General features: G+C 66.6%; 23 protein-coding genes. 7 read left to right on the top strand and 16 right to left on the bottom strand.

What is annotated here, in order from left to right; all coding sequences use genetic code 11:
- Window positions 1–6: 6 nt before the first annotated feature.
- Genes B2W22_RS15950 through B2W22_RS15940 form a run of 3 tightly spaced genes read right to left on the bottom strand, consistent with a single transcriptional unit; the run spans window position 7 to window position 2,186 of the window.
- Window positions 7–999: a biotin-dependent carboxyltransferase family protein gene (locus B2W22_RS15950; RefSeq protein ID WP_286938710.1), complete on the bottom strand. Its 993-nt coding sequence runs from the start codon at window positions 997–999 to the stop codon at window positions 7–9.
- Window positions 996–1,730 carry a 5-oxoprolinase subunit PxpB gene (gene pxpB / locus B2W22_RS15945; RefSeq protein ID WP_414631968.1) on the bottom strand — a complete coding sequence of 245 codons (735 nt, stop codon included), beginning with the start codon at window positions 1,728–1,730 and terminating at the stop codon, window positions 996–998. Before pxpB ends, B2W22_RS15950 begins: the two co-directional genes overlap by 4 nt.
- A 24-nt stretch (window positions 1,731–1,754) precedes the next feature.
- The gene (locus B2W22_RS15940; RefSeq protein ID WP_105237171.1) at window positions 1,755–2,186 is read right to left on the bottom strand and encodes a VOC family protein; all 432 of its coding nucleotides are present in this window, start codon (window positions 2,184–2,186) and stop codon (window positions 1,755–1,757) included.
- Window positions 2,187–2,337: 151 nt separating this feature from the next.
- Here B2W22_RS15940 and B2W22_RS15935 point away from each other — a divergent pair, with 151 nt between their 5' ends.
- A complete protein-coding gene (locus B2W22_RS15935; protein WP_286938707.1) occupies window positions 2,338–3,213 on the top strand; it encodes a LysR family transcriptional regulator in 876 nt (291 codons plus the stop codon).
- Between the two features lie 57 nt (window positions 3,214–3,270).
- Here B2W22_RS15935 and serA read toward each other — a convergent pair whose 3' ends face one another.
- From serA to phoB, 9 genes are all read right to left on the bottom strand, one after another.
- Window positions 3,271–4,470, bottom strand: a complete 1,200-nt coding sequence (serA, locus tag B2W22_RS15930) for a phosphoglycerate dehydrogenase (RefSeq protein ID WP_175125153.1) — start codon at window positions 4,468–4,470, stop codon at window positions 3,271–3,273.
- A gap of 107 nt (window positions 4,471–4,577) precedes the next feature.
- The gene (locus B2W22_RS15925; protein WP_286938705.1) at window positions 4,578–5,036 is read right to left on the bottom strand and encodes a DUF411 domain-containing protein; all 459 of its coding nucleotides are present in this window, start codon (window positions 5,034–5,036) and stop codon (window positions 4,578–4,580) included.
- Window positions 5,037–5,077: 41 nt separating this feature from the next.
- The gene (locus B2W22_RS15920; protein WP_286938704.1) at window positions 5,078–6,022 is read right to left on the bottom strand and encodes a copper resistance protein B; all 945 of its coding nucleotides are present in this window, start codon (window positions 6,020–6,022) and stop codon (window positions 5,078–5,080) included.
- A 3-nt stretch (window positions 6,023–6,025) separates the two neighbouring features.
- The gene (locus tag B2W22_RS15915) at window positions 6,026–7,765 is read right to left on the bottom strand and encodes a copper resistance system multicopper oxidase (RefSeq protein ID WP_286938702.1); all 1,740 of its coding nucleotides are present in this window, start codon (window positions 7,763–7,765) and stop codon (window positions 6,026–6,028) included.
- A gap of 1 nt (window position 7,766) precedes the next feature.
- Window positions 7,767–8,252, bottom strand: a complete 486-nt coding sequence (locus B2W22_RS15910) for a cupredoxin domain-containing protein (RefSeq protein ID WP_286938700.1) — start codon at window positions 8,250–8,252, stop codon at window positions 7,767–7,769.
- Window positions 8,253–8,325: 73 nt separating this feature from the next.
- Window positions 8,326–9,714 carry a heavy metal sensor histidine kinase gene (locus B2W22_RS15905; protein WP_414631970.1) on the bottom strand — a complete coding sequence of 463 codons (1,389 nt, stop codon included), beginning with the start codon at window positions 9,712–9,714 and terminating at the stop codon, window positions 8,326–8,328.
- Window positions 9,714–10,406 carry a heavy metal response regulator transcription factor gene (locus B2W22_RS15900; protein WP_175139427.1) on the bottom strand — a complete coding sequence of 231 codons (693 nt, stop codon included), beginning with the start codon at window positions 10,404–10,406 and terminating at the stop codon, window positions 9,714–9,716. Before B2W22_RS15900 ends, B2W22_RS15905 begins: the two co-directional genes overlap by 1 nt.
- 53 nt (window positions 10,407–10,459) lie before the next feature.
- Complete coding sequence (gene phoR / locus B2W22_RS15895; RefSeq protein WP_175139426.1) at window positions 10,460–11,767, bottom strand: phosphate regulon sensor histidine kinase PhoR; 1,308 nt, start codon at window positions 11,765–11,767, stop codon at window positions 10,460–10,462.
- Between the two features lie 12 nt (window positions 11,768–11,779).
- Window positions 11,780–12,478 carry a phosphate regulon transcriptional regulator PhoB gene (gene phoB / locus B2W22_RS15890; protein ID WP_006227196.1) on the bottom strand — a complete coding sequence of 233 codons (699 nt, stop codon included), beginning with the start codon at window positions 12,476–12,478 and terminating at the stop codon, window positions 11,780–11,782.
- 163 nt (window positions 12,479–12,641) lie between these two features.
- Here phoB and ubiE point away from each other — a divergent pair, with 163 nt between their 5' ends.
- From ubiE to rfaE2, 6 genes are all read left to right on the top strand, one after another.
- On the top strand, window positions 12,642–13,418 hold the full coding sequence (gene ubiE, locus B2W22_RS15885) for a bifunctional demethylmenaquinone methyltransferase/2-methoxy-6-polyprenyl-1,4-benzoquinol methylase UbiE (protein ID WP_056564732.1): 777 nt from the start codon (window positions 12,642–12,644) through the stop codon (window positions 13,416–13,418).
- A gap of 177 nt (window positions 13,419–13,595) precedes the next feature.
- Window positions 13,596–14,606: a Tim44 domain-containing protein gene (locus B2W22_RS15880; protein WP_175125160.1), complete on the top strand. Its 1,011-nt coding sequence runs from the start codon at window positions 13,596–13,598 to the stop codon at window positions 14,604–14,606.
- Between the two features lie 182 nt (window positions 14,607–14,788).
- Complete coding sequence (locus B2W22_RS15875) at window positions 14,789–15,427, top strand: ubiquinone biosynthesis accessory factor UbiJ (protein WP_175125161.1); 639 nt, start codon at window positions 14,789–14,791, stop codon at window positions 15,425–15,427.
- Between the two features lie 3 nt (window positions 15,428–15,430).
- Complete coding sequence (gene ubiB / locus B2W22_RS15870) at window positions 15,431–16,984, top strand: ubiquinone biosynthesis regulatory protein kinase UbiB (RefSeq protein ID WP_175125162.1); 1,554 nt, start codon at window positions 15,431–15,433, stop codon at window positions 16,982–16,984.
- Between the two features lie 182 nt (window positions 16,985–17,166).
- Complete coding sequence (locus B2W22_RS15865; protein WP_175186041.1) at window positions 17,167–18,045, top strand: ferritin-like domain-containing protein; 879 nt, start codon at window positions 17,167–17,169, stop codon at window positions 18,043–18,045.
- A gap of 19 nt (window positions 18,046–18,064) precedes the next feature.
- On the top strand, window positions 18,065–18,553 hold the full coding sequence (gene rfaE2 / locus B2W22_RS15860; protein ID WP_286938696.1) for a D-glycero-beta-D-manno-heptose 1-phosphate adenylyltransferase: 489 nt from the start codon (window positions 18,065–18,067) through the stop codon (window positions 18,551–18,553).
- Between the two features lie 403 nt (window positions 18,554–18,956).
- Here rfaE2 and B2W22_RS15855 read toward each other — a convergent pair whose 3' ends face one another.
- The 4 genes from B2W22_RS15855 to B2W22_RS15840 form a co-directional block, all read right to left on the bottom strand.
- On the bottom strand, window positions 18,957–20,288 hold the full coding sequence (locus tag B2W22_RS15855) for a TolC family outer membrane protein (RefSeq protein ID WP_175125165.1): 1,332 nt from the start codon (window positions 20,286–20,288) through the stop codon (window positions 18,957–18,959).
- Between the two features lie 80 nt (window positions 20,289–20,368).
- Window positions 20,369–21,049, bottom strand: coding sequence for a protein-L-isoaspartate O-methyltransferase family protein (locus B2W22_RS15850; protein ID WP_056327622.1), 681 nt, complete (start codon window positions 21,047–21,049; stop codon window positions 20,369–20,371).
- Window positions 21,050–21,207: 158 nt separating this feature from the next.
- Window positions 21,208–22,050, bottom strand: coding sequence for a bifunctional hydroxymethylpyrimidine kinase/phosphomethylpyrimidine kinase (gene thiD / locus B2W22_RS15845; protein ID WP_175125166.1), 843 nt, complete (start codon window positions 22,048–22,050; stop codon window positions 21,208–21,210).
- On the bottom strand, window positions 22,047–22,850 hold the full coding sequence (locus tag B2W22_RS15840; RefSeq protein WP_175125167.1) for a thiazole synthase: 804 nt from the start codon (window positions 22,848–22,850) through the stop codon (window positions 22,047–22,049). The genes thiD and B2W22_RS15840 overlap by 4 nt, the downstream gene beginning before the upstream one ends.
- Window positions 22,851–22,930 lie beyond the last annotated feature (80 nt).

Raw genomic sequence — 22,930 nt, 5'->3', positions numbered from 1 at the left:
TCCTTTCTAGGCCAGCAGCGCGCGCAGCGGTTCAAGCGCGGCGTGCAGTTGGGCAAACGCGCGCTCGCGCTCGCCGTCCAGGCGCTGCGCTTCTTCCAGCTCGATCCGCTGGAAACGCAGCGTCTGGCCGGGCGCGGACTGCGCCAGGGCGGGCAGATCCACGGTGGCGATCTGCGCAATCTTCGGATAGCCGCCGGTGGTCTGCCGGTCGGCCATGAGGATGATGGCCTCGCCGCCCGAAGGCACCTGCACGGTGCCGAAACAGGCCGCTTCGGACAGCATCTGCCGCGGCTGGTTCATGGCGAGCGGGCGGCCGAGCAGTCGGTAACCCATGCGGTCCGACTGCGGACTGATGCGAAAATCCGACTCCGCAAACGCGCGGCGGCTGCTTTGCGAGAATTCCGGCCAGTGCACGCCGGGCAGAAAGCGGATGAAGTCGCGCTGCTTGTTGCCCAGCGTCGCGGGCAGATAGACGCGCACGTCCCACAGCGCCTTCTGCAAGGCGGCGGCATCGCCGTCCGGCGGCAGCGGCCGGCGCAGGGGGACGACGTCGCCTTTGGCGAGCGCGCGTCCTTCAAAGCCACCGAATCCGCTGCGCAGGTACGTGGTTTCGCTGCCCATGACGGGCGTCAGCGCGAACCCGCCGTGCACGGCCAGATAGGCGCGCACGCCGGCGGCGGGCCTCGCGCCGAAGGCCAGCACGTCGCCCGCGCGCGCGATCAGCGGACGCAGCAGGGGAATGTCCTGGCCATTCAGCGTGGCGCCCAAGTCGGCGCCCGCCAGTGCGAAACAGGCCGGCACGTCGAAACGCAGCGTGGGGCCGGTCAGCGTGATTTCCAGCGTGGCCGGGTCGTCTTCGTTGCCCGCCAGGGCATTGGCAAGCCGGTGGGCGCGCTCGTCCATGGCGCCCGCTGCCGGAATGCCCTGATGCTGATAGCCGTCGCGCCCGCGGTCCTGGAAACTGGACAGCATGCCCGGCTTGATCACCGTCACGCTCATGGGCGGTTCCCCCGGATGCGGTCGAATTCGTCGGGCGCGATCGGCACGAAGCGCACGGTGTCGCCGGGCTGCAGCAGGGCGGCGGGTTCGCGGGCCGGGTCGAACATGACGAGCGGCGTGGCGCCGATGATGTTCCAGCCGCCCGGCAACCGGTTTGGGTAGATCACGGTCTGGCGGTTGGCGATGGCCACTGCGCCCGGCGGTACGGCCGTACGCGGCGAGGGGCGGCGGGGAATGTTCAGTTTTTCGTCGTGCACGCCCAGATAGGCATGTCCGGGGGCAAATCCCAGCATGAACACCATGCTGCGCGGTTCGCTGTGCAACTGGATGACGGCGTCGGGCGAAATGCGCGCCGCGCGGGCGACCTCGGCCAGGTCGGGACCGTGTTCACCGCCATAGCAGACGGGGATGTCGACCTCGCGTCCGCCCGCATCGCCGGTCGGAATGCCGCCGGCCAGCAAAGCCTGGATGTGTTCGGAGAGTGAGGCGTAGGTGGGGCCTTCGCCCTGTCCGCCGGGCCGGTAATGCACGGCCACGGCGACGAAGGAGGGCACCACATCGGTAACGCCCGGCAGCCGTGCGTCGCGCAGCATGCGGGCCGCCGCCAGGCACGTGCGGCCGATGGCGGCGTCGATGTGTTCGCCGAAGGAAATGATCAGGCAGCGGTCACCCTGGGGCAGGATGCGCCAGCGGGTTTCGGCCGGAGAAAGCGGGTCTGAATTTACGTTCAACGGCACGAAACCTGTAGTGACGGGTTACTTGGCGAACAACGAATCCATGTTCTTGAACGCCTTGAATTCCAGCGCGTTGCCCGACGGATCCAGGAAGAACATGGTGGCCTGTTCGCCGACCTCGCCCTTGAAGCGGATGTAGGGTTCGATCACGAACTCGGTCTTGGCGTCGGTCAGGCGCTTGGCCATGGCTTCCCATTGTTCCATGGAAAGCACAGCGCCGAAATGGCGCACGGGCACATTGTGCGAATCGACCGCGCTGGTGGCTTTGTGGCCACACTCGCTGGGCGCCAGGTGAGCCACGATCTGGTGGCCGTAGAAATTGAAGTCGATCCATTCGGAGGAGCTGCGCCCCTCCGGACAGCCCAGCTTTTCGCCGTAGAAGGCGCGGGCTTCGGCCAGATCCCTCACGGGGAAGGCCAGGTGGAACGGCGGCAGGTTGGTTTGAGCGGACATGCAAGGCTCCGGGTCAGGCAAAGGAAAGATGAGCGTTCGGGGTGGGCGGCCGCCGCAGTCGCGTCGGCTTTAGCACCAGGACGTAGTTTAAGTATTGTTTTTTTTATAGCAAAACGATATTTTTCGAGTCTTAGCATCGAAAAAATTGATTGTGCTCAAAGAATTTAAGACCTTCATCGCCGTGGCGCGGGACGGCACCTTCACCGGGGCGGGGGCGCAACTTGGACTCACGCAGTCCGCAGTCAGCGCCCAGATCCGGCGCCTGGAAGAGTATCTGGGCGTCGCACTCTTTGACCGCAGTCCGCGCGCGGCCCTGCTGAACGCGCAGGGCCGCGAGATGCTGCCCCAGGCCGAAGAGCTGGTCGCCATGGCCGAACGCATGGCGGCGTCTGCCGGCGGCGCCCATGTCAGCGGGCTGCTGCGCATCGGCGCGATTGCGTCCGTGCAGCAGGATCTGCTGGTCCACGCGGTGGGCGAGTTCCGCGCGGTCTATCCCGACGTGCGCGTGCGCATCGTGCCCGGTGTGTCGCTGTCGCTGCTGGGTCAGGTGGACGCGGGCGAAGTGGATCTGGCCGTGCTGATCCGCCCGCCGTTCGCCTTGCCGCCCGAACTGGGATGGCAGCCGTTGATGAGCGAGCCGGTGATGCTGGCCATACCGGAATCGATGCCGGTGGCGCCTTGGCGGGAACTGCTGGCGACCCAGCCCTTCATCCGCTACGACCGCGCTTCGTTCGGCGGGCGGGTGGTGGATGTATTCCTGAAGAAGCACCGGATCACCGTGCATGAGGCCGTGGAGCTAGACGAGATCGAGGCCATCGCGGGGATGGTCCGGCACGGGCTGGGCGTGGCGCTGCTGCCCCGGCTGCGGCGTCTGGACATGACGGGGCTGCGGCTGCTGCCCCTGGACGAACACGCGTTTCACCGCGAAATAGGCATCATCGGCCGCCTGCCGTTCGACCCGGGCAGCGTCCGCGAAAAGATCGCGCAATGCCTGCATCGGGCGGCGGGTGATCCGGCAGGGGTTTGACGCCATTACACGCCAGCCGGTCGCTCAACAAAAAAGCCCCCGAAGGGGCTTTCGCTTTTACAGCCGGTCGCAGCGGACCGTGATCGGGTGATCGCGCAAGGCGGTCATGACGATGTCGTCGACCTGACCCTCCACGTCGGTGATCACGTAGCCGATCTGGCCGCGCGTCTGCAGGGTCTGGCTGACGATGTTCAGGCCGTGTTGCGCCATCAGGTTGTCCAGCGCGCCCAGCGCCCCGGGCGCGTTGCGGTGCACGTGCAGGATGCGCGTGCCGCCGGCCTGTTCCAGGAACGGCAGCTCGGGGAAGTTGACCGCGCCCTTGGTGGTGCCGGCCTGCAGGAAGCGCACGAGCTTTTCGGCGACTTCGCGGCCGATGTTCTCTTGGGATTCCTGCGTGCTGCCGCCGATGTGCGGGGTGAGGATGACGTTGGGCATGCCGATCAGCGGGCTGGCCAGCGGTTCGTCGGCGCTCTTGGGCTCGGTGGGGAACACGTCCAGCGCGGCGCCGGCCAGGTGGCCGGATTTCAGCGCCGCGTGCAGTGCGTCGATGTCGACGACCGCGCCGCGCGAGGCGTTGATCAGGATGGCGCCGCGGCGCATGCGGCCGATGGTCTCGGCGTTCATGATGTTTTCGGTGGACTTGCCGCCAGGGACGTGCAGCGTCACGACATCGGCCTGTTCCAGCAGATCGTTCAGCGTGCCGGCGGGGCGGGCGTTGCCCAGCGGCAGCTTGGCCTCGACGTCGTGATAGATGACGCGCATGCCCAGGCTTTCGGCCAGGGTGCTGATCTGCGAGCCGATGTTGCCGTAGCCGACGATGCCCAGCGTCTTGCCGCGCGTCTCAAACGCGCCCGCGGCGCTCTTGTCCCAATGGCCCTGATGGACCCGGGCGTTCTTTTCGGGAATCCGGCGCAGCAGCAGGATGGCCTCGCCCAGCACCAGCTCGGCGACCGAGCGCGTGTTGGAGAACGGCGCATTGAAGACCGGGATGCCGCGCTGCATGGCGGTGTCCAGATCGACCTGGTTCGTGCCGATGCAGAAGCACCCGACGACGCGCAGATCGGGGTTGCCGGACAGCAGGGCGGCGTCCAGGTGCGTGCGAGAACGGATCCCCGCCACTTGCACGCCGCGCAGGGCGTCGTGCAATTGCGCCGGCGGCAGGGCCGCGGCATGCGTGACGATATCGGTGTAACCGGCGGCCTCGAAGACGGCGCGGGCGCTCGGGTGGATGTTCTCGAACAGGACGATTTGTGCCATGACTGCCAAGGGTTGGTGAGAAACGCAATTATTTATTGTGGACCATTTTTGCTGCAGTGCAAGGAGTAGCCATTGAGACGGTGTGGGTGAATTGTTTCAGGCGCGGCTCAGCGGTAAGCCTGGAAAACCTTGGCGCCGCCGCGCCTGTCGACCAGCACCACGTCGTGCGGCGTCTTGCGCCCGCCATATTCCGGACCGTCCATGCCCGGGGACCCCAGCGGCATGCCGGGGGCCGAAATACCCGCCGCGTCCGGCTTTTCGAGCAGCAGCCGGCGCACGTCGCTGGCCGGCACGTGGCCTTCCACCGCGTAGCCATCCACCATCGCGGTGTGGCAGGAACCGTAGTTGGCCATGCCCGCGTTGGGGCGGATGGGGCCGGTGTCGTCGACGTCGTGCGTGACGACCTCAAAGCCGTTGTCGCGCATGTGTTTGACCCAGTCTTCACAGCAGCCGCAGGTGGGCGTCTTCCACACTTCGACTTTGACGGGCGCCTGCGCGGCGGCAATCGCGGGGATGCTGAGGGCCGCGGCAAGGACGAGGCGGCGCGTAAGACGGGAAACGTTCATGATGCTCCGGGGGATAAAGGGGATGTTCTGGCGCGGGCCGGTCAGAACCAGAACCGCACGCCCGCGATGACGGCTGCCTGCGACCGGCTCTCGCCGGCGTCCGAGGCATAGCTTGCCGTCTGGCCGAACTTCCGTTCAAAGGATACGCCAACGTAGGGAGCGAATTCGCGCGTCACCTCGTAACGCAGGCGCAGGGACAGGGATCCCTGCGACAGACCGGAACCGATGCCGCGTTGCGGGTCGTTCTTGCCGTAGACGCTGGCTTGCAGTTCGGGCGTGAATATCAGGCGCTGGGTCAGCAGCAGATCGTACTCAGCCTTCAGCGCCAGGGCGCTGCGGCCTGACGGGCCTGCATAGGCAGTGGCCGTCAGTTCGATGTTGTAGGGCAGCAAGCCTTCGACGCCGACCGCGGCCCAGTTGCGCTTGGGGCCTGCGCCGATGTCCCGGCGCGCACCCAGTTGCAGATCCCAGAATGGCGAGATGGCGTGGCTCCAGAAGGCCTCGACCTTGCCGTCCGACCCGCCGCCGCTTTCGCGCTCGCCCTCGCTCTTGACGAGCAGGCGGTCCGTGGCGGTGCCGAACCAGAAGCGGCCATCCCATTCGAGCGCGTTCTGCCCATCGCGATTGCGCGATCCGCCGAATTTGTCGAACAGCACCTGCCACGTGGGCGCGTTGTCCATCATGTGCGGATGGATGCCGTAGCTGTCGTAGCCGCGCGGGCCTTCGCCATCACTTGCGGGCAGGCTGCCGACGGGCGGGGCGTCTGCGGCGGGCGCGTCATGGTTCGCCTCTGCATGGTCCATACCCTGGTGGCTTTCCGGGCTGTCCGGTGACGGCGCCTGGCCATGGTCCATCGAGCCGTGGTCCATCCCGGTCATGCCGGCATGATCCATTTGCGCCGCTTGAGCCGCGGCCAGTGGGGGCGCCAGCGCAAGGGCGATTGCGCAAAGGGCCGGCGCGTGTTTCTGGAAACTGTTCGGCTTCATCGTTTACTCCACCACGACCGCCCTGAACATGCCGGCCTCCATGTGATACAGCAGATGGCAGTGGTAGGCCCAGTTTCCACGCGTGTCGGCGCTGACGCGATAGCTGATGCGCTGCGCCGGGTTCAGCGAGATCGTGTGCTTGCGGACCTGGAACGCGCCATCCGGGGACTCCAGGTCGCTCCACAGGCCGTGCAGGTGGATGGGATGCGTCATCATCGTGTCGTTGACCAGCACGAAGCGCACGCGCTCGCCGTGGCGCAGCACGATGGGCCGCGCGTCCGAGAACTTCACGCCGTTGAACGACCACATGTAGCGCTCCATGTTGCCCGTCAGGTGCAGCTCGATCTCGCGCGAGGGCGCGCGGTCGTCGTCGGGCTCCCGCACCGACCGCAAGTCCGCATAGGTCAGCACGCGGCGGCCGTTGTCGCGCAGTCCGGGGCCGGGATCGTCCAGGCGGGTCGACACCACGTCAGGCAGCATGGAATTGCCCACGCCGCGCTCGGCGGGGTAGGGGTGCCTGACCTCGACCATGCCGCCCTGGTCCGCGCCGGCGCCATGATCGCCGTGCCCGGCCTGCATGGCCTGCGATCCGCCCATGTCATGCGCCATGCCCATGTCATGCGCCATGCCCATGTCCATCATGCCCAGCACCTGCACGCGATCCATCTCGGGCACGTCGCCCTCTATGCCCGGACGTGGCGCAAGCGTGGCCCGCGCGTAGCCGGAGCGGTCCATCGCCTGCGAAAAGATCGTGTAGGCGCGGTCTTCCAGAGGTTCGACGATGACGTCATAGGTTTCCGCGACGCCGATGCGGAATTCCTCGACGTCCACGGGCCGCACGTCCAGTCCGTCGGCGGCCACGACGGTCATCTTCAGGCCCGGGATTCGAACGTCAAAGTACGTCATCGCCGAGCCGTTGATGAATCGCAGCCGCACTCGCTCGCCTGGCGTGAAAAGCCCGGTCCAATTGGCGGCCGGCGTGGCGCCATTGGTGAGGTAGGTGTAGGTCGCGCCCGACACGTCCGCCAGGTCCGTCGGGTTCATGCGCATGCGTTCCCACATCAGGCGCTCGCCCAGCGCCGCATGCCAGCCGCGGTCGCGGGCATCTTGCGACAAGCCCTGCACGCTGGGCTGGATGCGGTTGTAGTAGTCGGGCATCACCTTCAGCTTGTTGAACACGTGCATCGGGTCTTCGTCTGTCCAGTCCGACAACAGCACCGTGTAGTCGCGATCGGATGCGATGGGATCGCGGCGCCGCGGCTCGATGACGATGGCGCCGTACAGGCCCGTCTGCTCCTGGAAACCCGAGTGGCTGTGATACCAGTAGGTCCCGCTCTGGCGAACATCGAACCGGTACGTGAAGGTCTGGCCGGGATCGATGCCGGCAAAGCTCAGGCCCGGCACGCCGTCCATGTTGCTGGGCAACAGGATGCCGTGCCAGTGGATCGACGTCTGCTCGCGCAGGCGGTTGGTGACATGCAGCGTGACCGTATCGCCCTCGCGCCAGCGCAGCAGAGGCGCGGGGAGGCTGCCGTTGATCGTGGTGGCCACGCGCGCGGCCCCCGTGAAGTTCACCGGCGTCTCGCCGATCTCCAGATGGAATTCAGTGCCGCGCAATTCGGCCGTTGGCACGGTGGCGGGCCGGGCCAGCGCATGGCGCCAGCCGCCCAGCGCGGCCAGTGCGCCGCCCGTGGCCAGGCCCTGCACGAAGCGGCGGCGGGTCGTGAATGAGGGCGCCGTCATGTCACAGCACCGAGACGGAACCCTTCATTCCCGCCGCATAGTGGCCGGGCTCCAGGCAACCAAACGACACCGTGCCCGCCTTGTCGAAGCGCCACACGATCTGGCCGCTTTTGCCGGCTTCCAGCGACACGGCATTGGGTTCCTCGTGCCGCATGCCGGGATCTTTCATCATCATGGCGTAGTGCGCCTGCAGGTCGGCATCGGTGCCCAGTACGAGCTCATGCCGGATCTTGCCGGAGTTGTGCACGTTCAGGCGGACGGTTTCGCCGGCCTTCACGTCGATGGTGGCGGGCGAAAAGCGCATGGCGTCGTTCATGTCGATCTCGACCGTGCGCGTGACGCGGGCCGGATCGCCCGGCGTGCCGATGGGCGCTGCGGCGGCGGGCTGCGCGTGGCTGCCATGCGCGTGGTCGCCTGCGGCCAACGCCGCGGCGGATAGCATGAGCGCCAGGGCGGCGAACGAAGTGCGTAGCAGAGTGCCTTTCACGAGAATCCTTGCAGAGGGAATGAGCGTGATGGCACTTTAAGAAACCGGGGGTGACCCGATCCTGTCGCGCAGATTACGTTTTTGTAATGTTCGGCCCTGCCGCCGGATCCATCAGCGTGATGCCGACGACAGTGCCGGTGGTGTCTGACACTGCATCGGCCTCGCCGCCGTGCATGAGCGCAATGGCGCGCACGATGGCAAGACCCAGGCCGTGGCCTTCGCTGCGCGGGGCGCGCGTCGGGCCGGCGCGGAAAAAGCGGTCGAAGATGCGGGGCAGGTCGGCGGGCGGGATGGGCGGCCCGGGGTTGCGGACCGTGACGCGCGCGCCGCCGGGGATGCGGGAGCAGGCCACCACGATCCCGCCGCCGGGTGGCGTGGCCTTGATGGCATTGGAAATCAGGTTGGCCAGCGCGCGTCGCGCGAGGCCCCGGTTGGCGGCCACGGTGGCGTCGCCCTCGCAGCGCAGCTGCACGCCGTGTTCTTCCAGCGTGGCTTCGTAGTATTCGGCAACGCGCCGCGCTTCCGCGGCCAGTGACACCGGAGCCAGATCGGCCGCACGTTCGCCACGGTCGGCCCGGGCAAGGAACAGCATGTCGTTGACCAGCGTCTTCAGATCTTCCAGCTCTTCCAGATTGGATTCCAGCGCGTCGCGCAGCTCGGCGGCGTCGCGCGGCGCGGACAGCATGACCTGCGTGCCATTGATGAGCGTCGCCAGCGGCGTGCGCAGTTCGTGCGCCACGTCGGCATTGAATCCCTCCATCTGCTGGTAGGCCGCCTGCAGCCGGTCCAGCGTGCGGTTGAAGGAGCGCACCAGGTCATGCAATTCGCGGTCGGTGTCTTCCAGCGGGAGGCGGCGCGCCAGGTTATCGGGCTGGATGCCCGCGGCCTGTTCGGACAGCCGGCGCGCCGGCGCCATGCTGCGCCGCACGGCCCATGCCGCCAGCACGACGGTGGCGCCCACCCACAGCGCGCAGATCAGCGCGAGGGCCGTGCCGTAGGCGTAAAGAAATTGCGAACTGGTCCGGGTGCTGACCGCCACGGTCAACTGCGCGCCAGGCAGAATGCGATCGTTCATGGCGACGCGCAGGCCGCGCATGCGGCCGCCATCGGGCGTTTCCAGCAGGACCTGGCGACCGTCCGGCGACGCCAGCGTCTCGGGCGGCGTGCCGCCATAGACGGCCTTGCCGTGCGCGTCGACGATCCAGATACCGAGCTGGCCCTGCCCCGCGCGCATCTGGTCGAAGGTGGCCGCCAGATCGTGCAGGCCGCTGGCGCTGTTCTGCATGTCGATCAGGTGGTCGATGAGTTCGAGCTTGCCGCTGACTTCGGTGATCTCCTGACGTTCGACCTCGCGCTTGAGCGCCCAGAAGAGGGTCGCCCCGGCAAGGCTTGAGACCAGCAGCGCGATGGCGCCCAACAGCAGCGTCAGCCTCGCCTGCATGGACCGCACGCGCGGGCGGATCATCGGGGGCTGCCACCCGGGGCGACGCGCGATTCCAGCACATACCCCATGCCACGCACGGTGTGCAGCAGTTTCGAGTCGAAGGGATCGTCCAGCTTGCCGCGCAGGCGCCGCACGGCGACGTCGATCACGTTGGTGTCGCTGTCGAAGTTCATGTCCCAGACCTGTTCGGCCAGGGTCGTGCGCGACAGCACCTGTCCCTGGCGGCGCAGCAGCAGGGCCAGCAGGCTGAATTCCTTGGCGGTCAGGTCCAGGCGGTGGCCGCCGCGCTGGGCACGCCGGCTGGCAAGATCCAGCTCCAGGTCTGCCAGGCGCAGCAGCGTGGGCTCCTGCGAGCGGCCGCGGCGCAGCAACGCCTGCACCCGGGCCAGCAGTTCGGAAAATGCAAAGGGTTTGACGAGGTAGTCGTCGGCGCCGCCCTCCAGGCCGCGGACCCGGTCTTCTACCGCATCGCGGGCGGTCAGCATCAGGATCGGGGTGTCCTTGTGCGCGCGCACCGAGGCCAGGACCTCGAAACCATCCACGCCGGGCAGCATGACGTCGAGCACGATGAGGTCGTACGCGCCTTCCAGCGCCAGATGGCGGCCATCGACGCCGTCGCGCGCCACGTCCACGACGTGGCTTTGTTCCGACAGTCCCTTCTTCAGGTAGTCGGCCAGTTTGGGTTCGTCTTCAATGACCAGGATGCGCATGGCCAAAAATTTACCACCGGCGGGGCGCACTCAGGCGCCCGCGCGAGCGGAATTCAAGCCGTCTCGGCGATGGCGATGCGGTCGGCGGGAAAGCGCAGCGAGAAGACGCTGCCTTTGCCGGGTTCGCTGGTAATCAGCAGTTCGGCGTCGTGCCGCATGGCGATATGCTTGGTGATCGCCAGGCCCAGCCCCGTGCCGCCAACGGCGCGCGACCGGCCCCGGTCCACGCGGTAGAAGCGTTCGGTCAGGCGCGGCAGATGGCGCGCCGGGATGCCGATGCCCGTGTCCTGCACGCTGTAGCACGCGCCGCCTTCGGGTTCGCGCTCCCAACGCACGGTGATGGTGCCGCCGTCCGGGGTGTAGCGCACGGCGTTGGTCAGCAGGTTGGACAGGGCCGAGGTCAGCTCGTTTTCGGCGCCCAGCACGTCCAGGGTTTCGTCGATGTGCCAGACCAACTGGTGCCGGCCGCCCGACAGCGCTTCGATCTGCTGGCGCGCCTTTTGCAGCAGCGCGCCCATGTTGACCGCGCGCGGATCGCTGCCCGGCGACGATTCCAGCGTGGACAGCGTCAGCAGGTCTTCCACGATGGCCTGCATGCGGTGCGCCTGCTCATGCATCATGTCGATGTACTGCTCGCGCTGCTCCTGCGGCAGCGCGTCGTCGGGCATGTCGCGCAGCGTTTCCAGAAAACCCGCCAGCACCGTCAGCGGGGTGCGCAGTTCGTGCGAGACGTTGGCCACGAAATCGCGGCGCGTGGTTTCCAGGCGCTCGATCTGCGTGACGTCGCGGGTGATGAGCAGACGCTGGTTGCTGGCGTACGCCGTCAACTGCATCATCATCAGCCGTTCCTGGCCTTGCTGGCCCAGCCGCACCAGGATGGGTTCGGGCCAGGACGGGCGATGCGCGTATTCCACGAATTCCGGCGCGCGCAGCAGGTTCAGAAGGTTGTGTCCGCGATCGGCCGGCAAGCGCAGACCCAGATGCTGGCGCGCCATGCGGTTGCACCAGTCGATCTGAAAGTCTTCGTTCAGCGTGACGGCGCCGTCGGGCAGGGCCTGGGCAGCCGCCAGCATTCCTTGCATGGTGTCGCGGGTTTCAGTCAGTTCACGTGCGCGGGCGCGGGTGTACCGATAGAGCGGAGCAAGAATGTCGTCCCAGGGGCCGACAGAGGCGGGCGGGGCGGAGTCGGGTTGATTGGCCCAGCGAGAGACCAGCGTCAGCCGCCAGCTGCGCCATAGCAGCATGGCGGTCAGCGAAGCGGAAAACACGACCCAGCCCGCGGGGTCTCCAATAAGCCATTGCGCCAGTAAGGCAACCACCGCCCACAGGGCGACAAATATAAGCGTGCGCAGCCAGATCATCGTGCGCCAGTTTTACCGCGTCGGGAGCTGTGCCGTAAACCGATAGCCGCTGCCGCGGACCGTTTCCACATGCGCGTCATGGCCGCTGGGTTCCAGGGCCTTGCGCAGGCGGCGGATGTGCACGTCGACCGTGCGTTCTTCCACGAAGACGTGGTCGCCCCACACCTGATCCAGCAGCTGCGAGCGCGAGAACACGCGCTCCGGGTGCGTCATGAAGAAGTGGAGCAGACGGAATTCGGTGGGGCCGATCTGCAGGGACTGGCTGTTGCCCGACAGGCGATGCGTCACCGGATCGAGCTTCAGGCCGCCGACGTCGATGACGTCGTCGGTCAGCTGCGGCGCGCGGCGGCGCAGCACGGCCTTGATGCGGGCCATCAGCTCCTTGGGCGAGAAGGGCTTGGTGATGTAGTCGTCGGCGCCGGCCTCCAGGCCGTCCACCTTGTCCTGCTCGGAGCCCTTGGCGGTCAGCATGATGACCGGGACGGCGCGGGTGCGTTCGTCGTTGCGCAGCTTGCGCGCCATGGCCAGGCCGGAGGTTCCCGGGAGCATCCAATCCAGCAGGATCAGATCGGGAAGCTCGGCGCGGATCAGCGTCTGGGCCTGGTCGGCGTCGAAGGCGCGCAGCACCTTGTGGCCAGCGAAGGACAGGTTGACGGCGATCAGTTCCTGGATGGCGGGTTCGTCTTCGACGACGAGGATGGTGCTGGACATATCGAATTGGGCACACTTCTGAGCGCCGGCGCGGCGCGAACATTGCGATAGTATGGCCGCAATATTTCAGGTATGTGACCGCAGCGCGTCATTCGGCGGGTCCGGGCACGCCGCAGGCGCGCGCCCGATAGGCTACCATTGACCGATATATCGGGAATTCACCATGCAAAACCCCTCCGAATCGCAACAATCCGCCGGTTCCGGCTCGACCTCCACGCACTTCGGCTTCCAGTCGGTCCCCGAAGGCGAAAAGGCCCGCAAGGTCGCCGAAGTCTTCCATTCAGTCGCCCAGCGCTACGACGTCATGAACGATTTCATGTCGGCGGGCCTGCATCGCGTCTGGAAGGCCTTCACCATCGGCCGCGCCGCCATCCGCCCCGGCATGAAGGTGCTGGACATCGCCGGCGGCACGGGCGATCTGGCGCGCGCCTTCGCCAAGCGTGCCGGCCCCACGGGCGAGGTCTGGCTGACCGACATCAACGATTCCATGCTGCGCGTGGGCCGCGATCGTCTCACTGACGCCGGCCTGCTGGTGCCCACCGCGGTCTGCGACGCCGAGCGCCTGCCGTTCCCCACCGGTTACTTCGACCGCGTCAGCGTGGCCTTCGGTCTGCGCAACATGACCCACAAGGACCGCGCCCTGGCCGAAATGACCCGCGTGCTCAAGCCGGGCGGCAAGCTGCTCGTCCTGGAGTTCTCGCGCATCGCCAAGCCGCTGTCGCCCGCGTACGACTGGTATTCGTTCAACGTCCTGCCGTGGCTGGGCAAGAAGATCGCCAAGGACGAGGCCAGCTACCGTTACCTGGCCGAATCCATCCGCATGCACCCCGACCAGGAGACGCTGGCCGACATGCTGCGCACCGCCGGCCTGGAGCGGGTGCAATATTTCAACCTGACAGCGGGCATCGCCGCGCTGCACGAAGGCGTCCGTCTGGGCTGACGCCCGGCGACCACGGCGGATTTCGCCGTCCCGCGGGGAACTTGTGGGGCGGCGGCTTGTCCGTTATTCTTACGCCATTCAGATTACTGTAAGAAAAGTCGCGCAGATGGTCTCGCGTATTGCGAGGCCCTCCCGTTGCTCGGGGCAGCGGGGGCGCGAGTACGAGGGAGCAAATCTATGTCCAAATTCTGTCTTTCGCGCTTTGTCGCGGCAGCGCTCATCGCCGTTTCGGGCGCTGCGCTGGTGACGGCGTCGTTTGACGCCGAAGCCCGTCGCGCCGGCGGCGGCGCCAGCGTGGGCCGTCAATCCTCCAATGTCACGACGCAGCGTCAGGCCACCACGCCGCCGGCTGCCAACAGCAACACCGCAGGCGCCACCGCCGCGCCGGCAGCCGCCGGTGCCGCAACGGCCGGCGCAGCGGGCGCCGCCGCCAAGAGCGGCGCTTCTCGTTGGTTGGGCCCCATCGCCGGCATCGCCGCCGGTCTGGGTATCGCCGCGCTGCTCTCCAGCATGGGCCTGTCGGGCGCATTCCTGGAATTCCTGTCGTCCGCGCTGCTGATCGCCGCTGTCGTCTTTGCCGTCATGTTCATCATCCGCCGCCTGCGCGGCGCCGGTCCGCGCACTGCCACCCAGGGCGCATTTGGCGGCAACAACAACGCCTCGGGCCAGCAGCAACAGCAGCCGATGTGGCGTGAAGCGCTGAAGCCCGGCGCCGCCGCGCCTGCAGCCGCCGCACCGGTGGCCGCCGCTCCCATCGAGCCGCCGGCCGTCCTGCCCAAGGCGGGCGATGACAACAACTGGTTCGTGCCGGGCGATTTCGACACGCCGGCCTTCCTGAAGCAAGCCAAGGAACAGTTCGTCCGCATCCAGGCCGTCTGGGACAGCGGCAGCACCGACGGTCTGCGTGAATTCCTGACCGACGACCTGATCACCGAACTCAAGCCGCAACTGGCCGAGCGCGGCGCGGCGCCCAACAAGACCGAAGTGGTCCTGCTGAACGCCGAGATGCTGGGCATCGAAACCGTCTCCGACGGTCACCTGGCCAGCGTGCGCTTCTCCGGCATGCTGCGCGAGGCCCCGGGCGCCGAAGCTTTCCGCTTCGAAGAAGTCTGGAACCTGTTCAAGCCGGCCAATGGCGGCTGGTTGCTGGCCGGCATCCAGCAGATCCCGGTGGAACACGCCAGCTAAACCCTGGCGGTCCGGCTCGACCGGCCCTCTGCCGCGGACGCCGTCACGGCGTCCGCATGAACCGGCCCCCAAAGGGCCGGTTTTTCCATGTGCCTTCCGCAAAACAGGCTCCCATCTAACCCGTTACACTCCCGATTTACCCATCAACTTCGGCAAGCCCTCCCGGGTCCTTGCAACCGCTCATGCTGCCTTTTTCGTTCCTGCCCACCCCCAAGCGCCTGGCCGTCAGCGCCCTCAACGCCCTGTTGCGGCGTGAGGACTGGGCGCGCGAACGCCTGGCGCGGCATGCCGGCAAGACGGTGCGTTTCGTCATGGGCGGCTTCACGCTGGGTCTGTCGATTGACAGCGACGGACTGGCGGACCAGGCCGATCCGGCCGTGGTGCCCGATGTCACGCTGACCGTGTCGCCAGACAAGCTGCCGTTGCCGCGTCTGGGCGCGGGGCACGACAAGCCCGATTTCGCCGAGGCTACGCATATATCTGGCGACGCGGCGCTGGCGCAGGTGGTCGCAGATCTGTCCAAGCAATTGCGGTTCGACCCCGAAGACGCGCTTGCCCGTGTGGTGGGCGACATCGCCGCGCTGCGCATCGTGGGCGGCGCGCGCGCGGTGGCCGGCGGGGCTCGCAATGCGGGTCAGCGGCTGGCCGAGAATGTCTCTGAATACCTGTCCGAAGAAAGCGGTGTGCTGGCGGGCCGCCCGGCCCTGGAGCAATGGCGCCTGGACCTGGCCGAACTTAACGCGCGCGCGGATGCGCTGGCGCGATCGGCGGCCGCGCTGCAAACCCGCCTGGCCTCGGCCGGCGCAAAGCGGGGCGCCTGATCCATGTTCCCCTTGCTGCGCCTCTTTCGCATCATCGTCGTCTCGCTGCGCTACGGCCTGGACGAGCTTGTCCTGTCCAGCCTGAATCACCCGCTGGCCACGTGCCTGCTGCGCGTCATGCGCCTGGGCACGCGTCCGCGCTCGCCGCGCGGGCAGCGCCTGCGTCTGGCTTTGGAATCGCTGGGTCCCATCTTTGTGAAGTTCGGGCAGGTGCTGTCCACCCGCCGGGACCTGATCCCCGCCGACATCGCCAACGAACTGGCGTTGCTGCAGGATCGCGTGCCGCCGTTCCCGTCCGCCCAGGCGGCTGCCTGCATCGAGGCGGCGCTGGGTGCACCGCCCGAAAAGCTGTTCGCGCAGTTCGACGTGGACCCGGTGGCGTCGGCGTCCATCGCGCAGGTTCACTTCGCGGTGCTGCACGATGGCCGCGAGGTCGCCGTGAAGGTGCTGCGTCCGGGCATGCTCAGCATCATCGAAAAGGACATGTCGCTCTTGAAGGTCGTGGCGCGCATCATCGAGCGCCTGGGCGCCGATGGCCGCCGCCTGAAGCCGCGCGAGGTTGTCGCGGAGTTCGACAAGTACCTGCACGACGAGCTGGACCTGGTGCGCGAGGCCTCCAATTGCAGCCAGCTGCGACGCAATTTCGGCCCGGAATCCGGCCGCGGCGACATGCTGATCGTGCCCGAGGTGATCTGGGAATACACGGCTTCCACCGTGTTCACGATGCAGCGCATGTACGGCATGCCCGTGGGCCAGGTCGAGCGCATGCGCGAAGCCGGCATCGACATTCCTACGTTGGCGCGCACGGGCGTGGAGATCTTCTTTACGCAGGTGTTCACCGACGGCTTCTTCCATGCGGACATGCACCCGGGCAACATTTACGTGTCGGACCGCCCCGGCACGCTGGGCAGCTATATCGCGCTGGACTTCGGCATCGTGGGCTCGTTGTCCGAGTTCGACAAGAATTACCTGGCGCAGAATTTCCTGGCCTTTTTCCATCGTGACTATCGCCGCGTGGCGCAACTGCATATCGAATCGGGCTGGGTGCCGCCGGATACGCGCGAGGAAGAGCTGGAAGGCGCGGTGCGCGCCGTCTGCGAACCGTATTTTGACCGGCCGCTGTCGGAGATCTCGCTGGGGCAGGTGCTGCTGCGGCTCTTCCAGACCTCGCGCCGTTTCAACGTTGAAATCCAGCCGCAGCTGGTCCTGTTGCAGAAGACCCTGCTGAACGTCGAGGGACTGGGCCGTCAGCTCGATCCCAACCTCGACCTCTGGAAGACCGCAAAACCCTATCTGGAACGCTGGATGCGTCAGCGTGTCGGATTCCAGGGCTTGCGGAAAAGCCTGGAAAAAGAGGCCGTGCAGTGGTCGCAAATGCTGCCCGCCCTGCCCAGGCTGGTCCATGACCATCTGAGCCGACCCAATGTCTCGCCCGCGATGCTGGCCGAGATGATGCAGTTACGCCGCGCACAAGAGCAGAACAACCGGCTGGTTGCAGCGCTGGTTGGCGTGCTGGCGCTGGCAGTCGGGGTCGCGATATGGGCGTTGACCCGATAGGCGGCGCGATGATCTAGACCTTACTGTCATGTTTCATTCATGAAACGGTCATCATAGCTTCGCGGGAGACGGCGAAAAATAGCGCTGCGCAAAGTGGCATGCAGCGCCCGAGCCTATAAGAACGCGCGCGCCATTCATCAATTTTCATAGCCCCACTAGCGGGACGAATACAAGGGCAGAATATGCTTTATCCAGAACTCTTCAAGACCATGGAAGCCGTGCGATGGAACATGGCGCACGATATTCCGTGGGGCGATTTCGACCGCAGCAAGCTCTCGGACGAACAAGCCCACACGATCAAGATGAACGCCATCACGGAGTGGGCGGCGCTGCCGGCCACCGAGATGTTCCTGCGCGACAACCGCGGCGACAGTGATTTCTGCGCGTTCATGTCGGTCTGGTTCTTTGAAGAGCAAAAGCATTCGCTGGTGCTGATCGAGTATCTGCGCCGCTTCTGCCCGGACCTGGTGCCGACCGAGGAAGAGCTGCACAACGTGCGCTTTGAATTCGACAAGGCCCCTGAACTTGAAACGCTGATGCTGCACTTCTGCGGCGAGGTCCGCCTGAACCACTGGTACCGCCGCGCGGCCGAATGGCACACGGAGCCGGTGATCAAGGCGATCTACAAGACGGTGGCGCAGGACGAGGCGCGCCACGCGGGCGCCTATCTGCAATACATGCGCCGCGCGCTGCATGACCGCGGACAGGACACGAGCGCAGAGGCGCGTCTGGCGTTCTCGAAGATCGGGGTGCTGATGGCGTCGGCGGGCCGCACGCAGCAGGCGCTGCATCCGACCAATCTGCACGTGAACAAGGATCTGTTCCCGAACGACACGGTGCAGTCGCGCCTGCCGGAGCCGGGCTGGCTGGAGCATTGGCTGGATACGCAGATCCGCTTTGACGGCGTGTGGGAGCAAAAGGTGGCGACGCGGATTCTGCACATCCTGTCGAAGCTGTTGGACCGCAGCTTCGAGACGGTGAAGGATCTGAACCGCTACCGGAAGGAAGTGTCGGCGCTGATCGTGCCGAAGGACAAAGAGATCATCCTGGGCGGCGCCTGATCCCTCCTATAATCGCCGCATGCCTGCCGCCCGCTTCGAATCCAAGGTCCTGTCCCGCGACGAACTCGTCGCTGCCGTTGCCGCTGGCCGCTATCCGCAGCCGCTGGTGTTTACGAACGGGGTGTTCGACATCCTGCATCGCGGACATGCGACGTATCTGGATCAGGCGGCGCAGTTGGGGGCGACGTTGATTGTCGCCGTGAATACGGATGAGTCGGTGCGGCGGCTGGGTAAGGGTTCGGAGCGTCCGCTAAATCGCATGGAAGATCGGGCGGCGTTGCTGGCGGCGTTGGGTTTCGTGACCGTAGTCACGTCCTTCCATGAAGACACGCCTGAGGCGCTGATCGGAGAGATCAAGCCCGATCTGATCGTCAAGGGTGGCGATTATGATATGGAGACGTTGCCGGAGACTGCGCTGGTGAAGACCTGGGGCGGACGTGCCGTTGCGATTCCTTTTGAGTTTGAGCGGTCTACGACGGCGTTGGTGAAGAAGATTCAGGGCGGGTGAATTTGCTTTGGATTGTGTAGCGGATGAATGGAAGGCGGCCCCTTGATGGCCGTCTTTTCTTTTGGCCGCTAACGGATCGTATGTCGCGCCGGGGATCTTCGTAGGTCGCCCGGCGCCGCGGTCACCGTGCTGCCAGGGTCTTTAGTTTGCGCGCTGCAAGACCTGTGGACGGGGCAGGGGATCTGCGGGGCCGCCGAATTGCTGCCGCCCGGGCGGCGGCAATCGGCATCTGAGTTGTGGGGCGTCGTGGGGGTGTGCGCTCGCGCGCTGGTGGGGGGCGGGGCGATCAGGTGTTGACACCCGCCGAGATCAAAAGTAGGTGTCTGACACCCGTAGAGAGGATCTTCCGTTCCAGACAGTGCACCAAGGGTGTCAGACACTGGTCGCAGCAGCGGAAACGCCCTCAGCGCGCCGGACGCAGCAGCCGGTTGATCGCTTCCAGGTCCGATTCCGCCAGGATGCCGCTGGTGGCCTTCAGGCGCAGGCTGGAAAGTACTGTGCTGTAGCGGGCCAGGGCCAGGTCGCGTTGGGTGGCGTAGAGCTGTTGCTGGGCGTTCAGGACGTCCAGGTTGATGCGCACGCCGACTTCGTAGCCGGTGCGGTTGGCTTCTACCGCGGCGCGGCTGGATTTTTCGCCGGCTTCCAGGGCCTGGATGCGGGCCAGGCCACTGGTGACGCCGGTGTAGTACTGGCGGGTGGCCTGGACGGCCTGGCGGCGGGCGGTTTCGTAGTCGTAGCGCGCCTTCTGTTCCAGTTCGACCTTTTCCGTGACCTGCGAGGACACGCCGCCGCCGGAGTACAGGGGGATGGAGAGGACCACGCCGATGGTGTTGTCGATGGGCTTGCCGGGGGCGGCGTTGCGCATGACGGCGTCGCTGGCGCTGCCGCTGGTGGCGCGCAGGTTCAGGGTGGGGTAGTGGCCGCTCTTGGCGATCTGGATTTCGCGGCCGGCGATGCGGGTCAGCAATTGCGCGCGCAGGACTTCGAGGCTGGAGGTTTCGGCCTGGTTGCTCCAGTCGGCGATGCGGGCGGGCTGGGGGGCGGGCAGTTGCACGCCGTAGGGCAGTTCGGCCAGGGCGCCGGGCTGCGTGCCGATGATCTTGGCGAGTTCGTCGCGGCGCACTTCCAGGTCGTTCTGCAGGCGCAGTTCCTGGGCGACGACGAGGTCGTAGCGCGACTGGGCCTCGTAGGTGTCGGTGATGGTGGCGTTGCCGAGTTCGAAGTTGCGCTTGGCGGATTCAAGCTGGCCGGCGACGGCGGTTTTTTCGGCTTCGGTGGCGGTCAGGGTGTCCTGGGCGTACAGGACGTTGAAGTAGGCGTCGGCGACGCGCAGCAAGAGGTCTTGGTAGGCCTGCTGGAGTTGCACTTCGACGTCGGCGACGATGAGCTTGGATTGCTCGAAGTTCTGCCAGCGGCCCCAGTCGAAGAGCGGCTGGGTGAGCGCCAGGTCCCACACGCCGCGGCCGCCGCTGTAGGCGTAGGACAGGCCGCGGGTGCTGCGGGTTTCCTGGTAGGCGCCGCCGGCTTCGGCGGTGATCAGGGGCAGCAGCAGGGCGCGGGCCTGGGGTTCTTTTTCGAGGCCGGCGCGGTAGTTGGCGCGCGCGGCGGCGTAGGTGGGGTCATTGCCCAGCGCGGCCTGCCAGACCTGGACCAGGTTCTGGGCGGACGCGGTCAGCGGGCCGGCACTTGCGGCGCAGGTGAAAACCAGTAAAGCCGTAAGTGAGCGGACGCGCATGATCTTTCAACGATACGCCGGGCCGCCGGACGTGACGCCGGCCCCATGGGGGCCGGGCAAAAGGCGGCGAGGTCGCGGAGTTAGAACTTGAACTGCGACACCGTGACGCCGCGCAACGGCTTGATGACCGTTTCGAAGAGCTTGACGGTTTCGAAGCTGGCGGCGGTGGTGCGGGTGATGCGACAGGCGGTCATGATGGGGGCTTGGCCAACCACCACGACAAGGCGGCCGCCCACGCGCAGCTGGTACTTCAGCGCGTCCGGCACGACCGGCACGGAACCGGTGACCAGGATGGCGTCGTATTCGGTGGAGCCCCAGCCATTGCGGGCGTCGCCGGTTTCGACCTTGACGTTGGTGACGTTGTTCATCTGCAGGTTCTGCTGCGCGAAGGTCACCAGGCGGCTGTCGATCTCGACGGAGGTGACTTGTTGCGCCAGGTAGCCCAGGAGCGCGGCCTGATAGCCGGAACCCGTGCCGATTTCCAGCACGCAGTCGGACTTGGTCAGCAGCAGTTCTTGCGCGAGGCGTGCTTCGACCTTGGGGGCGAGCATGTTCTCGCGGGTGTTGACCGCGTTGATCTCGAGCGGCAGCTCCAGGTCGGAAAACGCCAGGCCACGCAGGGCCGGCGGAACGAATTGTTCGCGGCGCACATCGAACAGCGCTTGCAGCACGTTGGCGTCCAGGACGTCCCACGGGCGGATCTGCTGTTCCACCATATTGAAGCGGGCTTGTTCTACGTCGGGCAGGGTCGAAGCGTTCATGACGGTCAGAAAAAACAGAGGAATCAACGGGCCATTGTACCGATTCGTAGCGTCCTGTGACGGCGCGCCCGTGCGGCAGATGTTTCAGGCGCGGCGCGGAGCCCGGAAAAGCAGACGGCGCCCCGTGGGGCGCCGTTGAGCTCAGCCGGAAAGGGGCGTTACCACCAGCCGTGGAAATGGTGGACCGGGCCGTGGCCCGAGCCGACCGACAGGCGCTCGGCGTGGCGGATGGCTTCAGTCAGGTAGGCCTTGGCGCGTTTGGCGGATTCCGGTACGTCCCCGATTTGTGGCAGCAGCGCCGCCAGCGCGGCCGACAGCGTGCAGCCGGTGCCGTGCGTGTTGGCGGTGTCGATACGGTGGCCGGGCAGTTCGATCATGCGGTCGCCGTCATGCAGCAGGTCGATGGTTTCGCTGCCGGGCAGGTGGCCGCCCTTGACGAGCACCCAGCGTTCGCCGGAATGCGCCAGCTTGTTGCGCAGGCGCTCGGCGACGCGCCGCATTTCCTTGACGGTCTCGACGGGGCGCTCTTCGAGCAGCACGCCGGCTTCGGGAAGATTGGGCGTGAGCAGGGTGGTCAGGGGCAGCATGGCTTCGCGCATGGCGCCGACGGCATCGTTCTCGAGCAGCAGGTCGCCGCTCTTGGCGACCATGACCGGGTCCAGCACGATGTGCGCGGGCGTCCATTTGGCGAGCTTTTCGGCCACGACCTCGATGACGGGGCGCTGGCCCAGCATGCCGATCTTGACCGCGTCGATGCGCACGTCGGTGAACAGGGTGTCGATCTGCAGGCCGACGAAGGCGGGCGGCACCGGCGAGATGCCGGTCACGCCCTGCGTGTTCTGCGCGGTGAGCGCGGCGATGATGGCGCAGCCGTAGGCGCCCAGCGCGCTCATGGCCTTGACGTCGGCCAGGATGCCGGCGCCGCCGGACGGGTCGACGCCGGCGATGGTCAGCGCGTTGGGGATCGGACGGCCGCTGGCGGCCGGCTGGCGGGAATTCATTTCGCGGGACCGCCGGTGATCAGGCCTTCGGTGGGCGAGCTGGGCGCGCCGCTGTACAGCTTCTTGGGCATGCGGCCGGCCAGGAAGGCCTCGCGGCCGCTTTCCACGCCCTTCTTCATGGCGCTGGCCATCAGGATGGGGTCGCGCGCGCCGGCGATGGCGGTGTTCATCAGCACGGCGTCGCAGCCCAGTTCCATGGCGATGGCGGCGTCGGACGCGGTGCCCACGCCGGCATCGACCACGACCGGCACGCGGGCCTGGTCGATGATGAGGCGCAGGTTCCAGGGATTCAGGATGCCCATGCCGGAGCCGATCAGCGAGGCCAGCGGCATGACGGCCACGGCGCCCATGTCTTCCAGCATGCGGCACTGGATGGGATCGTCGGTGCAATAGACCATGACCTTGAAGCCTTCATCGACCAGCGTCTTGGTGGCCTTGAGGGTTTCGGGCATGTTGGGGAACAGCGTGTGCGGGTCGCCCAGCACTTCGAGCTTCACGAGGTCGTGGCCGTCCAGCAGTTCGCGGGCCAGGCGCAGCGTGCGCACGGCGTCGTCGGCGGTGTAGCAGCCGGCCGTGTTGGGCAGCAGCGTGAATTTCGAGGTGGGAACGTAGTCCAGCAGGTTCGGCTCGCCGGCGTTCTGGCCGATGTTGGTGCGGCGGATGGCGACGGTGACGATTTCCGTGCCGCTGGCGTCCAGGGCCGCGCGGGTCTGTTCGAAGTCCTTGTACTTGCCGGTTCCGACGAGCAGGCGCGACGAGTAGGCGCGGCCGGCGATGGTGAGAGTGTCTTGTGTGGTCATGGCGGTGCTTCAAAGGGCGGGCGCGCACGATGCGAGGCCCGCGGGGGACTGGCTGACTGATGCCGAATGATAAAGCAGTC

Source organism: Achromobacter sp. UBA4530 (assembly GCF_002388205.1).
Classification (GTDB): domain Bacteria; phylum Pseudomonadota; class Gammaproteobacteria; order Burkholderiales; family Burkholderiaceae_B; genus Achromobacter; species Achromobacter animicus.
This window is presented reverse-complemented; position numbering and strand designations above follow the sequence as displayed.

What these genes read in the sequence shown, in the direction of transcription:
- B2W22_RS15950 (WP_286938710.1), bottom strand. Translation starts at nt 999, where the DNA reads ATGAGCGTGACGGTGATCAAGCCGGGCATGCTGTCCAGTTTCCAGGAC.
- B2W22_RS15940 (WP_105237171.1), bottom strand. Translation starts at nt 2,186, where the DNA reads ATGTCCGCTCAAACCAACCTGCCGCCGTTCCACCTGGCCTTCCCCGTG.
- serA (WP_175125153.1), bottom strand. Translation starts at nt 4,470, where the DNA reads ATGGCACAAATCGTCCTGTTCGAGAACATCCACCCGAGCGCCCGCGCC.
- B2W22_RS15925 (WP_286938705.1), bottom strand. Translation starts at nt 5,036, where the DNA reads ATGAACGTTTCCCGTCTTACGCGCCGCCTCGTCCTTGCCGCGGCCCTC.
- B2W22_RS15920 (WP_286938704.1), bottom strand. Translation starts at nt 6,022, where the DNA reads ATGAAGCCGAACAGTTTCCAGAAACACGCGCCGGCCCTTTGCGCAATC.
- B2W22_RS15915 (WP_286938702.1), bottom strand. Translation starts at nt 7,765, where the DNA reads ATGACGGCGCCCTCATTCACGACCCGCCGCCGCTTCGTGCAGGGCCTG.
- B2W22_RS15900 (WP_175139427.1), bottom strand. Translation starts at nt 10,406, where the DNA reads ATGCGCATCCTGGTCATTGAAGACGAACCCAAACTGGCCGACTACCTG.
- phoR (WP_175139426.1), bottom strand. Translation starts at nt 11,767, where the DNA reads ATGATCTGGCTGCGCACGCTTATATTTGTCGCCCTGTGGGCGGTGGTT.
- phoB (WP_006227196.1), bottom strand. Translation starts at nt 12,478, where the DNA reads ATGTCCAGCACCATCCTCGTCGTCGAAGACGAACCCGCCATCCAGGAA.
- ubiE (WP_056564732.1), top strand. Translation starts at nt 12,642, where the DNA reads ATGCAAAACCCCTCCGAATCGCAACAATCCGCCGGTTCCGGCTCGACC.
- B2W22_RS15880 (WP_175125160.1), top strand. Translation starts at nt 13,596, where the DNA reads ATGTCCAAATTCTGTCTTTCGCGCTTTGTCGCGGCAGCGCTCATCGCC.
- B2W22_RS15875 (WP_175125161.1), top strand. Translation starts at nt 14,789, where the DNA reads ATGCTGCCTTTTTCGTTCCTGCCCACCCCCAAGCGCCTGGCCGTCAGC.
- ubiB (WP_175125162.1), top strand. Translation starts at nt 15,431, where the DNA reads ATGTTCCCCTTGCTGCGCCTCTTTCGCATCATCGTCGTCTCGCTGCGC.
- B2W22_RS15865 (WP_175186041.1), top strand. Translation starts at nt 17,167, where the DNA reads ATGCTTTATCCAGAACTCTTCAAGACCATGGAAGCCGTGCGATGGAAC.
- rfaE2 (WP_286938696.1), top strand. Translation starts at nt 18,065, where the DNA reads ATGCCTGCCGCCCGCTTCGAATCCAAGGTCCTGTCCCGCGACGAACTC.
- B2W22_RS15855 (WP_175125165.1), bottom strand. Translation starts at nt 20,288, where the DNA reads ATGCGCGTCCGCTCACTTACGGCTTTACTGGTTTTCACCTGCGCCGCA.
- B2W22_RS15850 (WP_056327622.1), bottom strand. Translation starts at nt 21,049, where the DNA reads ATGAACGCTTCGACCCTGCCCGACGTAGAACAAGCCCGCTTCAATATG.
- thiD (WP_175125166.1), bottom strand. Translation starts at nt 22,050, where the DNA reads ATGAATTCCCGCCAGCCGGCCGCCAGCGGCCGTCCGATCCCCAACGCG.
- B2W22_RS15840 (WP_175125167.1), bottom strand. Translation starts at nt 22,850, where the DNA reads ATGACCACACAAGACACTCTCACCATCGCCGGCCGCGCCTACTCGTCG.